This window comes from Methylocapsa acidiphila B2 (assembly GCF_000427445.1).
Lineage (GTDB): Bacteria > Pseudomonadota > Alphaproteobacteria > Rhizobiales > Beijerinckiaceae > Methylocapsa > Methylocapsa acidiphila.
In genome coordinates this window covers 1,588,546-1,601,484 of sequence record NZ_KE386496.1, presented here as the reverse complement: position 1 = coordinate 1,601,484, position 12,939 = coordinate 1,588,546, and the positions used below count along the sequence as shown (strand labels likewise).

The 12,939-nt window shown below is 62.4% G+C and carries 12 protein-coding genes, 1 tRNA gene and 1 pseudogene; 8 read left to right on the top strand and 6 right to left on the bottom strand.

Translation table 11 applies throughout. The features are described 5' to 3' along the window. Nucleotides 1-289 (top strand): annotated as a pseudogene (locus METAC_RS23105) (PE family protein); the annotation flags it as partial. 130 nt (nt 290-419) lie between these two features. Beyond that, nucleotides 420-911 (top strand): protein-export chaperone SecB, encoded by a 492-nt coding sequence (gene secB, locus METAC_RS0109520; RefSeq protein ID WP_026606840.1) that lies wholly within the window; start codon nt 420-422, stop codon nt 909-911. Nucleotides 912-951: 40 nt separating this feature from the next. Here secB and METAC_RS0109515 read toward each other — a convergent pair whose 3' ends face one another. Continuing rightward, nucleotides 952-1,746 carry a M48 family metallopeptidase gene (locus METAC_RS0109515; RefSeq protein WP_026606839.1) on the bottom strand — a complete coding sequence of 265 codons (795 nt, stop codon included), beginning with the start codon at nt 1,744-1,746 and terminating at the stop codon, nt 952-954. 159 nt (nt 1,747-1,905) lie between these two features. After that, nucleotides 1,906-3,207 carry a polyhydroxyalkanoate depolymerase gene (locus METAC_RS0109510; RefSeq protein WP_026606838.1) on the bottom strand — a complete coding sequence of 434 codons (1,302 nt, stop codon included), beginning with the start codon at nt 3,205-3,207 and terminating at the stop codon, nt 1,906-1,908. A 418-nt stretch (nt 3,208-3,625) separates the two neighbouring features. Here METAC_RS0109510 and METAC_RS23100 point away from each other — a divergent pair, with 418 nt between their 5' ends. From METAC_RS23100 to METAC_RS0109495, 3 genes are all read left to right on the top strand, one after another. Further along, complete coding sequence (locus tag METAC_RS23100) at nt 3,626-4,972, top strand: ActS/PrrB/RegB family redox-sensitive histidine kinase (RefSeq protein WP_342446945.1); 1,347 nt, start codon at nt 3,626-3,628, stop codon at nt 4,970-4,972. Nucleotides 4,973-5,096: 124 nt separating this feature from the next. Beyond that, on the top strand, nt 5,097-5,693 hold the full coding sequence (locus METAC_RS0109500; RefSeq protein ID WP_026606837.1) for an ActR/PrrA/RegA family redox response regulator transcription factor: 597 nt from the start codon (nt 5,097-5,099) through the stop codon (nt 5,691-5,693). A gap of 140 nt (nt 5,694-5,833) precedes the next feature. Further along, nucleotides 5,834-5,909: transfer RNA gene (locus METAC_RS0109495), tRNA-Ile, on the top strand. Between the two features lie 136 nt (nt 5,910-6,045). Here METAC_RS0109495 and METAC_RS23095 read toward each other — a convergent pair. After that, nucleotides 6,046-7,107, bottom strand: a complete 1,062-nt coding sequence (locus tag METAC_RS23095; RefSeq protein WP_051335489.1) for an Ntn hydrolase family protein — start codon at nt 7,105-7,107, stop codon at nt 6,046-6,048. Between the two features lie 655 nt (nt 7,108-7,762). Further along, the gene (locus METAC_RS0109485) at nt 7,763-7,993 is read right to left on the bottom strand and encodes a hypothetical protein (RefSeq protein ID WP_026606836.1); all 231 of its coding nucleotides are present in this window, start codon (nt 7,991-7,993) and stop codon (nt 7,763-7,765) included. Between the two features lie 549 nt (nt 7,994-8,542). On the opposite strand from METAC_RS0109485, the gene modB reads away from it, so the two are divergent. The 3 genes from modB to METAC_RS0109470 all read left to right on the top strand — a co-directional run bounded on the left by modB (nt 8,543) and on the right by METAC_RS0109470 (nt 11,465). Beyond that, complete coding sequence (gene modB, locus METAC_RS0109480; protein ID WP_084143553.1) at nt 8,543-9,262, top strand: molybdate ABC transporter permease subunit; 720 nt, start codon at nt 8,543-8,545, stop codon at nt 9,260-9,262. Continuing rightward, nucleotides 9,259-10,362 carry a molybdenum ABC transporter ATP-binding protein gene (modC, locus tag METAC_RS0109475; protein WP_026606834.1) on the top strand — a complete coding sequence of 368 codons (1,104 nt, stop codon included), beginning with the start codon at nt 9,259-9,261 and terminating at the stop codon, nt 10,360-10,362. Before modB ends, modC begins: the two co-directional genes overlap by 4 nt. A gap of 86 nt (nt 10,363-10,448) precedes the next feature. Beyond that, on the top strand, nt 10,449-11,465 hold the full coding sequence (locus tag METAC_RS0109470; protein ID WP_026606833.1) for a TroA family protein: 1,017 nt from the start codon (nt 10,449-10,451) through the stop codon (nt 11,463-11,465). Nucleotides 11,466-11,587: 122 nt separating this feature from the next. Here the strand turns inward: METAC_RS0109470 and METAC_RS0109465 are convergent, their stop codons facing one another. Both METAC_RS0109465 and METAC_RS23090 read right to left on the bottom strand, forming a co-directional pair. Next, entirely contained in the window at nt 11,588-12,340 is a 753-nt protein-coding gene (locus METAC_RS0109465) for a YkgJ family cysteine cluster protein (protein ID WP_026606832.1), read from the bottom strand. A gap of 191 nt (nt 12,341-12,531) precedes the next feature. Next, entirely contained in the window at nt 12,532-12,843 is a 312-nt protein-coding gene (locus METAC_RS23090; protein WP_026606831.1) for a hypothetical protein, read from the bottom strand. Between the last annotated feature and the right edge of the window lie 96 nt (nt 12,844-12,939).

Sequence of the window (12,939 nt, the reverse complement as noted above, 5' to 3'; positions counted from 1 at the left end):
ATCGGGCGGCAGCTGGAATATTGGCTCCGACGGCGTCGGCGGCGGTGGCGGCCGATTGGGCGGCGGCTGGGGCGTAGGCGCGGACGGCGCCGGGGCGCGCGCGGGCGAAGCGTCCTATGCCGGCGGCGCAGCTGGCGTCGAGGGCGGAGCCGGCCGGGCAGGGGGCTTCGCTGGCGGCGGCGAGGAAGGCGCCGGGCGCATGGGGGGCGCAGAAGAAGGCGGTGGGCGCATGGGCGGCGCGGGCGGCGGCCAGCGCGGCGGAGGCTTCGGCGGCGCCCGCGGGCGATAAGCGGATAAGGCGGCGCTCAGATCAAAAATAAAGAGTGCGAAAATCTCTGGGATTGGCTGCCGATGGGCGCGTCAGCGTCGGCTTGTCGGCTGCGCCCATCCGTGCTAACCGCAGCCACGGGAGATTTATAATGGCAAATGGAAATGGAAGCGGCGCTGCGCCGGATTCGGCGCCGGCGATCAATGCAATGGTCCAATATACGAAGGATTTCTCGTTTGAGAATCCGAATGCGCCGCGCTCTTTGGGCCCGCAGCAGAATCCGCCGAACATCGCCATTCAGGTCAATGTCAACGCGCGTCAGGTCGCTGACACGGATTTCGAGGTGAATATTCTGCTCGAGGGCTCCGCGACGGTCGACGCCGAAGTCTTGTTCAAGTTCGAGCTGGATTACGCCGGCCTGTTCCGTTTGCTCAATATTTCCCCCAATGACATGCATCCGGTCGTCATGATCGAATGTCCGCGCTTGCTGTTTCCCTTTGCGCGCCAAATCATCGCCGACGCCGTGCGCGGCGGCGGTTTCCCGCCGCTCTATGTCGATCCGATCGATTTCGCAGCGCTGTATCGCCGGCGCCTCGAAGAGGTCGCAGCTGCTCAGGGCGGGGCGCAGGCGGAAGCCACCTGAATTTCTTGGATCAGGCTGACGGCCTCGGACGGTCGCTGACCTAACCCGCGGAGGCCTTGCCTGGTCCAAAGCGCAGCAGGCTTGCGCCATTGGCTTTCAGCCAAGCCTCCGCCGCCTCGACCTCCGATGATAAGCTCTCAACGGCCGCCCAGAAGGCGGCCGAATGATTCATATACTTTAGATGCGCGACTTCATGCGCGGCGAGATAGTCTAGGACAAATTGCGGCGCCATGATCAGGCGCCAGGAAAAGCTGAGCGCGCCTGTCGACGAGCAGGAGCCCCATCGGCTGGCCGTATCGCGCAAGGTCATTTTTCTCGGCGCGACGCCGATGGCTTTGGAATGGCGGGCCACGGCGCCCTCGAGATCGCGCCGGGCCTCGCGAATCAGATAGTCCTGGACGCGCCGAGGAATGAAGGAGGCCTCCGCGTTCACGCAAATGAGGGGCAACGCGCCGCCTTGGCCCGCATCCTCGGCGCCCCGCGGCGCGGGTTCGATCCAGATCGTTCCCCGCCCCACGGCGCGATGGGCGATCTGATGCAGAACCCCACGCAGCGGAACGCAGTCCCCGGGCAGAAGGCCGATTTTCGCGGGGAGCCGGCGGAGGCGCGCGCCGATCCAGGCCGCATTGCGCCCAGCGAAGGACTTGGCCTCCGCGAGGCTGCCGCGCGTTGGCATCGTCAGAACGACTTCATGCGTTCCGGCGCGGACGCGCAAGGTGAAGCGGCGGGCGGCGGCTACGCGCTTGAGCTTGATCCGATAGGTCTCGCCAGCATGCGAAATATCGAAATAGGCGATTTCGCCGATTGAGGGGTCACGTCGCAAGAGTCGCAACATAACCGCAGCTTACCAACATGCGCCCCGGGTCGCCATCGAGCCGAGGCGGCTCGATCAAGTTTTCACCAGGAACGGGCTTCAGGTTGCTGGCGGCCGGGACCCGGTCCCGATTGGATGGCAAATGCGCTCCCGATCCCACGGTTTTTGATCGGAACAATCCTAATTCGACTGAACGAGGGTCAAGGTCGGCCCAAACGCCCGGGCCGGCGGCGCGATCGACTGGTGGAATTCGCGGATCCTTGGGGCGATCTCATTGCGGAACCGCGAGCCGTTGAACACGCCGTAATGACCGACCTTATTTTGGAGATGATCGGCCTTCATGGATTGCGGAATGTTGCGGCAAAGCTCATGCGCGGCGGCGGTTTGGCCGATGCCCGAAATGTCGTCGTTCTCGCCTTCGACGGTCAAAAGGCCGACGCGGTGGATGGCCGCAAGGTCGACTCTTTCACCCCGGTGCCTCATGTGGCCGTCGGGAAGTGCATGGCGGACGAAGACCGTGTCGACGGTCTGCAAGTAGAATTCCGCCGTGAGATCCATGACCGAAAGATATTCGTCATAGAAATCGCGGTGCTTTTCAGCCGAATCGCCGTCGCCTTCGACGAGATGGTTGAACAGGTCGACATGAGCATTCACATGGCGGTCGACGTTCATCGCCATGAAGCCGGCGAGTTGCAGAAAGCCCGGATAGACCTCCCGCCCGACGCCGCGATAGCCATAAGGCACCCGGCAGATGCAATGGCGGCGGAACCAGGCGCTGCCGCGCTCCTGCGCTAAAAGATTGACCTTGGTCGGGCTGCGCCGCGTGTCGATAGGTCCGCCCATCAAAGTCATCGACGCCGGCGCGTGCGGGCTCTCGGCCGCTTCCATGAGCGCGATTGCGGCTATAAGTGGGACCGAAGGCTGGCAGACGCCGAGCGTATGCAGGCTGACGCCGTCATGCGCCTTGCTGAGATAAGCGCAAATGGCGATCAGATAATCGATATAGTCGTCGAGGTCGAAGCCGTCTTGCGCGACCGGAATCGTCCGGGCGTCGATCCAATCGGTGATATAGACGTCATAATAGGGAAGAAAAGCCTCGACGGTGCCGCGCAGCAAGGTGGCGTGATGGCCGGACATAGGCGCGACGATCAGCAGCTTTTGCTGGGCCTCGCCGATCGGGCCGTCGAACTGCCGTTGAAAGTGGCGAAGCTGGCAGAATGGCCGCTCCCAGACGATCCTCTCGACGATCGGAACCGTTTTTCCCGCGACGATGGTCGAACTAAGGCCGAAGCCAGGCTTGTGGTAGCGCCGCGTCAGCCGCTCGAAAACTTCCGCGGAAGCCACGAGATTGCGGGCGAAGGGCGTATAGGACAAAGGATTGACTGGGCTTTTCCACCAACTATGCGCGACATGCGTCGCGATCCGGACCGGAGCCACGGCGAGATGCGCGATTTCGTGCAATTCATATGAAAATGGAGGCATTCCTGTTGTCCTCGCGCCTCTGGCCGCTTGCTGGAACGGCCATGCTGCGGACTTGTATTTGAATCTAACGCGCCTAGTTGAAGCGACCGTATCGAAAAAGATAACCTCGGCGCTCCCGTATTCATAGAACTTTCGTATTCCGCCCTCGTAAAATATCCGGCCGCCGATTCGAAACATATGGATAGAAAGTTTCCATGGTCGAATTAGGATCTATATCATGGACACATGGTCGCAGTCGTCTCTCTCCTTCGCATTTGCGAAAAACCATCTGCGGACAGCTAGGCCTACCCATAAATGCAGGCGCGGCTGAACAGAACATGACCAATTTCGGGGAGCGATCAATTTTCAGGGCTCGATCGGCTCCATCGCCACAGGCGGCGGCGACTGGCGGCGGTCTTCCGGCCCGCGGGCTACCTGCATGAGCATGGCTGATTTCATCGACATAGACCTCGGGCGGCGCTCGCGGCGGCTGCGCGTCGACACGCTCGTCAAATTGCGCTGGTTCGCGCTTTTCGGCCAAGCGATCGCCTTGGTCGTGACCCGTTTCGGGCTGGGCTTTTCTCTTCCTCTCGGTCCTTGCCTCCTCGTCGTCGCCCTGTCGGCTTGGCTGAATATCGGCTTGCGGTTGCGGTTTCGCCGCACCGATCGCCTCGAGAACCTGCCGGCCGCGGCGATGCTCGCCTATGACATTCTTCAGCTCACGGCTCTGCTTTATCTGACCGGCGGCATCGAGAATCCGTTTTCGATGCTCTATCTGGCTCCGATCATGATCTCGGCGGTCTCGCTCTCCGGTCGGATCACCTTGGTCTTGACCTTGCTGATGATCGCCGCCGCTTCGGCCTTGACCCTCCAGCATTACCCGCTGCCCTGGCGACCGGACGAGACTTTACAGCTTCCTTTTGTGTATAGCGCCGGCATGTGGACGGCTAATGTCGTCAGCGCCGCCTTTATCGCCGTTTACGCTTCCCGCGTCGCGGTGGAGGCGCGCAAGCTCGCCGACGCTCTGGCCGCGACGGAGCTGGTGATCGCCCGCGAGCAGCATTTGACCCAGCTCGACGGGCTCGCGGCGGCGGCGGCGCATGAGCTCGGCACGCCGCTCGCCACTATAACGCTGATCGTCAGGGATCTCGAAAAGCAGCTTCCTTCGCGGGGCGCTTTCGAGGAGGATCTGGCGCTGCTCGCGCAGGAAGTCGCCCGCTGCCGAACCATTCTCGGCAAGCTGACCTCTCTCGGCGACGACCGCGGCACCATTCTTGACGAAATGACGTTGAGCCTATTGCTGGAAGAAGTCGTCGGCCCACAGCGGGATTTCGGAGTCCTCATCACCATCGCCAAGGACGGCGAGGGCAAGGAGCCGATCTGCCGACGCAATCCTGGCATTCTCTACGGGCTCGGCAATCTGGTCGAGAACGCCATCGATTTCGCCGCCACGGAAGTGCGCATCTCGGCGCAATGGAACGGCGCCGTCGTCAGCGTGGTCGTGGAGGACGATGGTCCGGGATTTTCGCCGGACATCGTCGGCCGAGTCGGCGAGCCTTATGTGACGACGCGTTTCGACCGGCGCGCCAAATCCGAGGAAGGGTCTGGCTTGGGCCTTGGATTGTTCATCGCCAAGACCTTGCTCGAACGTTCGGGAGCGAAAGTGTCCACCGCCAATTTCGGCCCCCCGAAAAGCGGGGCACTGGTCACCATCTCATGGCCGAGAGAGGCGTTCGAACGGGGCGTCGGCGGCCACTTCAGGGAAGCGGCCATCGCGGCGAGCTGAGTCCGAGCCGGGACGGAAACGCGCGACAAGCGCGTTCAATGGCGCTAGATTGCTCGCAAAGATCACGTCTTCGGCTGCGAATCGGCCAACGACGCGCGTAAACGCACCAAATGAGATTTTGGCGATGGCGGACGACAGTTTCGATTCACCGAAGGCCGCGCAGGAGACGATTGAGAGCGACCTGTCCGCCATCGGGCCGGATCGTTCGCTCTTGATCGTCGACGACGACAAATCTTTCTTGACGCGCCTTGCGCGGAGCATGGAGACGCATGGATTTATCGTGACGACGGCGCAATCCGTGGCGGAAGGGCTTGCGGAGATCGCGCAGAGCCCGCCCGCTTACGCCGTGATCGACATGCGCCTCGCCGACGGCAACGGGCTCGACGTGATCAGCGAATTGAAGGCGAAACGTCCGGACGCCCGCGGCGTCATCTTGACCGGCTATGGCAATATCGTCACCGCCGTGACTGCGGTTAAGCTCGGCGCTTTCGACTATTTGGCGAAGCCCGCAGACGCCGATGAGATTTTTCACGCGCTCATGGCGACGAACCATGACAAGGCGGAGCTGCCGGAAAATCCGATGTCGGCCGACCGCGTGCGCTGGGAGCATATCCAGAGGATTTACGAGCTTTGCGGCCGCAACGTCTCGGAGACGGCGCGCCGCCTCAACATGCACCGCCGCACGCTCCAGCGCATACTAGCCAAGCGCGCGCCGCGCTGACGGCGGACTGAAGTGCTGGGCGACCGGACGGGGCACGCTTGACGCGGATGTGAAATGCGTGGCGCCGACCATTGCGTCGCGGCCTGAAACCGGTGTAATGCGCGCTTCCTCGGCTGTTTTGCCGCCTCGACGCGGCGCCGGGGCCGGTAGCTCAATGGTTAGAGCCGGCCGCTCATAACGGTCTGGTTGGGGGTTCGAGTCCCTCCCGGCCCACCAAATTTTTCCAGGCCGCGACCGACGCGCTCAGCACGCCTGTCCGCCCGCGGTTCGTGCAGGGTCAGCCCAACGACATCGCCGAGGCGCATGATCTCATCGCAAGCTTTGGGGCGAGCCTGAACTCTGTGCAATTCGGTCAATCAATGGCGATTTCGCGAACCTGCGTCGCGCGTTCCGGCATTTCAGCGTCGGTCTTTTCATAGCCGACGACGCGAAGGGTTCCGCGCGCCGGACTCATCGCGACGGCGAGACGCGTGCAGGGATTGAGGACAGGCGGCGCCACCCAATCGAAATCTGCACTTGACAGTCGGCCGGGCCATCCGGCGAGCGCGTCGCGGCGGGCGCGGCATCGAGCGGTCGCTTCGGCCGAAGATCGCGTGAGAAAGCTGGCGCCGCCGATGCGGGCCTCCCATTGCGGACGGTTCGGCTCCCAGTCATTCGCCGCGCTCGTGTCGGTTTCGCGTGTTTTGTAGCCGACGTCGGTCCGCTCGATCACGCATCTTTCCCCAGGTTCACAACCTATGAGCGTGTAGATCACTGGCCGCGCCACCGGAGTTTGCTCCAACATGCGCTTAGCGTCGTCGTAGGTCTCGCAGGTCTCAAATGTGAGGCGCAACAGCTGATCGGGCGGGATGTAGCGAATATTCGCCCAGGTATGGCGGGCGTTGGCGGCAAGATCATAAGCGCGCAGCCAAGTGTGACGCGAGCGGCGCCGCATCGGAGCTTGATTCACGCAGGCGGCGAAGCGCCCCGGCGCCATTGCCGTCAGTGCGCCGGCGTAGCCTGGCCAGGTGACGCTGAAATAGTCGCCGGCCGCGCCTCGGCCATGGACCAGATCGGCATGGCGTCCGAGCCCACGAAATGGCCAGTCAAGCGTGCGGACCAGCCAAGGGGCCCCATCTTCTTCGCGCGCCAGCGCCGTGCATCCCCAAAGATAAGAGGCGTTGAGCGTCCATACGCCGGGAAAGCCGAGCGAAGAGGCGATCTCCTCGATCTCCGATACATAAGGGGAGCACGATCGCGTGAGCCAACGCCGCGCCGCTCCATCCATCGCGGGCAGCAGCGGCGCGGCGGCGCGCGGGAAAAATGCGAAACAGGCGTCGCGCAGGGCGCGGGCCCTGGCCGGATTCTGCGCCGCGTGCCGCAGAGCGCCGCCTTCGCGAATGTCGATGAAGGGAATTTCTGGAAGCGCTTTCATGAACTAAGCTTTCGCGTCATCAGGGCGTTTGAACCGTTCCGCTCGGGACGGCAAGGGCGCCATCTGCCGCGGGCAAGCTTCTTCAAGCTGGTTCATGAGCTTGCGATGGAGCTACCCGTCTCTAAGATCGAGCCTCCTGTCAAACTTTTCAATGCCGTGCCTCGGCTGCTTCGAATTTCGTAGGCGAAGAATCTCCCATCGACGAACCGCGCATTAGGCGTCCCTCGGGGACTGCGGAGATGATCTAAGCGAATTGCGCCTTGCCTACCGAAGACGGTCCGAAGTGAGTTTCGCCCCACGAGCGCTTCGATTCGGTCAGTTATGGAAACTGCATGATAGAGCAAACCAGGACAAGGCGGCGTCCTTTTCGGGAGGTAGGCGACGCTTGCAGTGGGGCAGCCGAGATTGCCCGGAAGTCTATCGACAACATGTAGTAAAAAAGTAATTATGACAATTCAGATTGATCGAGGCCAACAACAACGGATATTGGGCCAGGTTAACTTTAAGCTGGCCCATTCCCGGCCTCGAACTGGGCCGTTGGTGCGCTCCAACAGTTTGCTCTGCTCCGCCTTTTTGGAGCCGAGCAGAGCCTCGGCTCGTTGATGCAGACGCCTGCCTCGCCTCCGATGGCCGAAAGACAGGCCAAGGCCAAAGATTATGGTTTAAGGCCGTGTTTCTCCATGCATTCGGCATAAAGGAAATAAGCGCCTTTAGCCAGAGCGCTAGTGTTGACATCGCTGCCGCTGTCGGTCGGATATTCTTTATGAGCCACCGCCCAGCACGCTTGGACCGTTGCGTCGCGATCCGCGCTCTCAGACCAGGCCGCGCCGACTATGAAAACGGAAGTCATGCCGGCCAGGACCATAACCTTGAACGAATTCCCCATTATCCCCTCCCTTTAGCTTAGCGCCGAGCAATTGTCGGCTGCTACAATACTTAAGAAATTCAGATGCAATGGGCAACCCAAATGAACGAAAATGAGTTGGTTGTTTCCGCTTCGATAGAGCAATCAGCGCCGATTCTCAGCCGGCTTTACGGCGCGATCGCAATGTGGGCAGCGCCGTTATGCTAACGCAATACGAAGCCTACAACAGGTTGCGTGTAGCTAAATTTGCGCGCCCTTTGACGCGCGGTCTCATAAGCTTTTGCAAACACCTTGAGCCGCGATGATTTGCTTGGCTTAAGCTCCCGCAGTGCAGTGACCGGTTCGGGCGGGACGACGGCGCTAAAGCGGGTCGCGAACATTCGAGATGGCCCGCGCCTACCGATTTTTCTGCTCAAATCGCTAACGGGCGGCGGGCATAGATCAGATGAACCTGTCGCGTACGGGCTTCGCCGCGCTCGCTAATCCACTTCACGCTTGCGATCTATTCCTTGTCGATCATAGCGTGCATATGCTAGGCGGGTCTTTCAAGGCTTCTCGAAGGACGCCGTCTTGCTCAATTTGTCTCCTTCCGTCCTGGCTGATTTATCGCCCGCCGAATGGACCGCGATTTGGCTATCCCTGCGCATCGCCGTCGTCGCGACTCTCATCAGCCTCCCGTTCGGGATTTTCACGGCCTATGCGCTCGCGCGCTGGCATTTTCCCGGCAAGACGCTCGTGAACGGAATCGTGCATCTGCCCTTGGTCTTGCCGCCGGTGGTCACCGGCTTCATGTTGCTGATCATGCTCGGCCGCAGAGGAGTCTTCGGCCCCTTTCTCGCCAGCATCGGCATTGTGCTTTCGTTTCGCTGGACGGGCGCCGCCGTGGCTTGCGCGGTCATGGGGTTTCCGCTCATGGTTCGCGCCATGCGCCTATCCTTCGAGGCGATCGACCGGCGGCTCGAGTTGGCGTCGGGCACATTGGGCGCGAGCCGCCTGTGGACCTTCTTTCTCGTCACTTTGCCGCTCGCGCTTCCCGGCATCATCGTCGGCGCCATTCTCGCCTTCGCCAAGGCTTTGGGGGAGTTTGGCGCGACGATCACTTTCGTCTCGAACATTCCCGGAGAGACGCAGACGATTTCCGCGGCGATTTACACCTTCACCCAGGTCCCGGGCGGCGATGAAGGCGCGCTGCGCCTGACCGTCGTGGCGATCATCATCGCGCTCGTCGCGCTCATCGCTTCTGAGATCATTCAGTGGCAGGCCGAAAAGCGTCTTGCGAGCATCGAATGATCGAGGTCAATGTCAAACTCAAAGTCGGGACCTTCTCGCTCGAAGTCGCCTTCGCGAATGGGGCCGGGGTCACCGCGCTCTTTGGCCAGTCGGGCTCCGGCAAATCCCTGACGCTCAATCTGATCGCCGGACTGATGCGCCCGGATGAAGGATATGTCCGGGTCGGCGGCAAGACTCTCGTCGATACGGAGAAGCGGATTTTCCTGCCGACGCACCGCCGCCGCATCGGGCTCGTCTTCCAGGATTCGAATCTTTTCCCGCATATGAGCGTCAAGCAGAATCTCCTCTATGGTCGCTGGTTCGCGCCGCGCCGCGAGCGCGAGATCGATTTCGACGCGGTGGTCGAGACTTTGGGAATCGGCAAATTGCTCGGCCGCCCTCCCGCCCGCTTATCCGGCGGCGAAAGGCAACGGGTGGCGATTGGGCGCGCGCTTCTGTCCTGCCCAAAGCTCCTCTTGTTCGATGAACCGCTCGCCGCGCTCGACATGCGCCGTAAGCTCGAGATTATGCCCTTGATCGAGCGGGTGCGCGACGAATTCAAGGTGCCGATCGTCTATGTCTCGCATGCGGTCGAGGAGGTCGTGCGGCTCGCCGCCTGTGTCGTCATGATCGACGCGGGCAGGGTGAAGGCGATCGGCGATCCCGCCGAAGTTTTCGGCACGATGGAAAGCCAGACGTCCGAAGCGCGGTTCGATCGATCCTCGGTTTTGACCGGCGTCGTGCGCGGCGAAAGCCCGTTGGTCGGGTTGACGGAACTGGAGCATCCATCGGGAACGGTCTGGCTTGCGGGGCCGGCTGGGCCGGTTGGAAGCACAGCGCGGATTGTCGTCAAAGCGACCGATGTGGTGCTTTCGCTGTCGCAGCCGCGCGACATCAGCGCCCGAAGCGTGCTGTCGGGCGCGGTCGAGGAGATTCAGTTCGATGGACCGCTTGCGACTGTCGAGATTGCGCTCGACGGCGACGGCCGCTTGTTCGCCACGGCGACGAAAGGCGCGATAGACCAGCTGGAGCTGGCGCCGGGCGCCCGTGTTTTCGCTCTATTCAAGACGACCGCTCTCGACGAGCGAAACGTCGCGATGGCGCCGCAAGCGGCGTCTTGAACGTCGCGCGGCCGTAATCCGCGCGCGGCCCTCCGCCGGCGCCCAAGCGATGCGGCTTCTGACACGCCGATGCGGAAGGAGGCCAGATGAGCCTTGCAAAAATGGTCTTGGTCGCGGCGGCGCTCGCGCTCGCGCCGGCTCTGGCGTCAGGGGCGGGCAAGCCGCCGCAGGCGTCGACATTCGTCGACGCTGCGGGACGCAAGGTCGAACCGCCGACTGACGTCGCGCGCGTCATTCCGGCGGGGCCGCCCGCGGTCGCGCTCATCGCCGCGCTTGCGCCGGAAAAACTCGCGGGACTCCTGGAGCCTTGGCCTGATGCGCGCCGCCCTTTCGCACCCGACGCCTATCGGAGCCTTCCAATCCTTCCCCGCCTCACCCGGTCGATAAGCGAGGCGGATTTAGACGCCCTGCGCCGCGTGCAAGCCGATCTCATCGTTGATTATGGCGATGTCGGCGGCGCCTATGCTCTCGCGGCCGATCGGGCGCAGGCGGCGCTCGGCATTCCTTGCATTTTGCTCGACGGCCGAATGGCCGAGATCCCTGGCGTCCTACACCGCCTCGGCGTCATGCTCGGACGCCGCGATCGTGGCGACGAACTGGCTGCGCTCGCCGAACAAATCATCGAGCGATTGCATCCGGCGGCGAGCGTCGAGCCGGAGAAACGCGTCTCCGTCTATTTAGGGCGCGGCGCGGACGGTCTCCTCGGCGTGCGGCCCGGTGGGCTCGCGGGCGAGGCGATCGAGGAAGCCGGCGGCGCCAATGTGACTCCGCCCGGCGCCGGCGCCTTCACCAAATTGAGCCTCCTTGACGTCGTAGCCCTCCGTCCGGCCGTGGCGATCTTCGAGGATCCGGCGGCGGCCGCTGGTCCGCTGGCGAAAACGCTCGACCCCAAAACGATCATCCTGGTCGATCGCGGTGGACCCTTCGGCGCTATGGAGGCGCCCCCTTCAGTCAATAGGCTTGTCGGCGCATTGGCCTTGGCCACGATTCTCCATCCGGATCTCGCGCCAGCCGACGCCCGCTTGATGCGCGAATTGCGGGAGCGCTTCTTCGGTCCGTTGCCAGAAGGGGCGGCGATTATTCCCCTTGAAAGGGTGCGCTGAGATCGACCTCCGAATCCATCGGAGCTCGGCGCCGATGGACAGGGGCCAATCACAAGGGCCGGCTGCGATCAAGAAGGGGGGCGGGTCCTGCTAGCGTCGAGAAGCCGCCGGACAGCGAGCGTTCACGCGCAATGCGCTTTGATGGCGTCGAAGGTCGCGGCCATCTCCTCACGGCTCACATCGGCGATCAATGCGGAGGCGAAGACGTCCTCGCCCTTGAGCCAGGCCGTCTCGCAATCGTCGTCGCTCAGGGCGATGTGCAAGGCCTGATTGAGCTCATAGGTCGCCCAGGCGCGGCCGGAGTCGCGCAATGCCGACTGCATGGCGTTTTGCACCAGGCTGCGAACCGTCAAATGCAGCGACGAGATCGGCGTCTCGCAGGCGCGGCCGGCCAAGGCGTCGATGCAAGCCTGCACGTCGTAGGAGGCGTGGCCGCGGCACGCTAGCGGGCGCGCCGAGTAGACGACGCAGAGATCGCGATCGATGAAAGGGCAGGGGAAGCCATGCTCCATTCGCTGGGCTTCGCTCAGCAATTTTGTCGCTTCATAGGCCTTTTCGATCCGCCGTTTCAGCTCGAACTCCATTGTTTTCGGAGCGGCGCGGATCATGCGCGCGATCAATAGAATTTCTGGCGCGGTCGCGACCACTCGAATCGTGCAGCAGCTGGCGCAGCCGCCATGGCAAGCGACCCGATAAGGATTTTCGGCGGATTGCGCGACGCCGTGCTCGAAATTCTCGAAAGCCACGTCCAACAAAGGCTCGAGCGGGTCTCGGTTCGCCTGTTGGCCTCCAAGACTCCGTTCGAATGCGCGATGCAGGGAATTGAAATAGGCGAGCGGCTCGGCTTGAGGATCGAGGACTTCGAGAACGGACATGGATGCGCTCGCTGAGAGCGTCACGGCGGAAGGTCAAAGAACGTCTTTATGGCCGCGACATGGGGAAACCGGGAAGCGGAGAGCATTGCGCGCGTTGATTTGAAGGTTCGACGCCGCCATCGCCGCCGCGTTGCCTTTTTGGGCCTGGCGGGGCTTCGGTCCGGGGCCTGTCGCGCGGCGCGAGGTCTTTGTCAGCCCTCCGCGTAAGTTTCCCAGATGAGAGCGAAAAGATCGTTTGGAATGCGGAAAGCGCCGCGCCCTCCTGAGAGCGGTTGGTATGTGTCCGGCGCGGCGTGGCACAGCCGATCGAACCATTCCTGCGGGCTGAGAGGCTCTGGCCGGTGGTTGATCGTGTTGATGAGCCCGTTCGGATGAAACCGGGCGTGAATGATGACCTCGTTTGGCCCGGCGCCGCGCGAGCGCGCGGCCTTTGGGGAAGCCATTGGCTCGCTGGCGGCTTGTGGTTCGAGTTGCGCCGACGCGGCGTCAAATCCCTCGGTCATAAAACCCTCCATCGTCTGTCATAAAATACCGCCTAACCGGCTCTAAAAAGCATTATGTAATAAAACTATATAACAAGCAATCAGGAATCAGGAGGC

What these genes read in the sequence shown, in the direction of transcription:
- METAC_RS0109465 (WP_026606832.1), bottom strand. Translation starts at nt 12,340, where the DNA reads ATGTCCGTTCTCGAAGTCCTCGATCCTCAAGCCGAGCCGCTCGCCTAT.
- modC (WP_026606834.1), top strand. Translation starts at nt 9,259, where the DNA reads ATGATCGAGGTCAATGTCAAACTCAAAGTCGGGACCTTCTCGCTCGAA.
- METAC_RS23095 (WP_051335489.1), bottom strand. Translation starts at nt 7,107, where the DNA reads ATGAAAGCGCTTCCAGAAATTCCCTTCATCGACATTCGCGAAGGCGGC.
- METAC_RS0109510 (WP_026606838.1), bottom strand. Translation starts at nt 3,207, where the DNA reads ATGCCTCCATTTTCATATGAATTGCACGAAATCGCGCATCTCGCCGTG.
- METAC_RS0109515 (WP_026606839.1), bottom strand. Translation starts at nt 1,746, where the DNA reads ATGTTGCGACTCTTGCGACGTGACCCCTCAATCGGCGAAATCGCCTAT.
- METAC_RS0109470 (WP_026606833.1), top strand. Translation starts at nt 10,449, where the DNA reads ATGAGCCTTGCAAAAATGGTCTTGGTCGCGGCGGCGCTCGCGCTCGCG.
- METAC_RS0109500 (WP_026606837.1), top strand. Translation starts at nt 5,097, where the DNA reads ATGGCGGACGACAGTTTCGATTCACCGAAGGCCGCGCAGGAGACGATT.
- METAC_RS23100 (WP_342446945.1), top strand. Translation starts at nt 3,626, where the DNA reads ATGAGCATGGCTGATTTCATCGACATAGACCTCGGGCGGCGCTCGCGG.
- METAC_RS23090 (WP_026606831.1), bottom strand. Translation starts at nt 12,843, where the DNA reads ATGACCGAGGGATTTGACGCCGCGTCGGCGCAACTCGAACCACAAGCC.
- secB (WP_026606840.1), top strand. Translation starts at nt 420, where the DNA reads ATGGCAAATGGAAATGGAAGCGGCGCTGCGCCGGATTCGGCGCCGGCG.
- METAC_RS0109485 (WP_026606836.1), bottom strand. Translation starts at nt 7,993, where the DNA reads ATGGGGAATTCGTTCAAGGTTATGGTCCTGGCCGGCATGACTTCCGTT.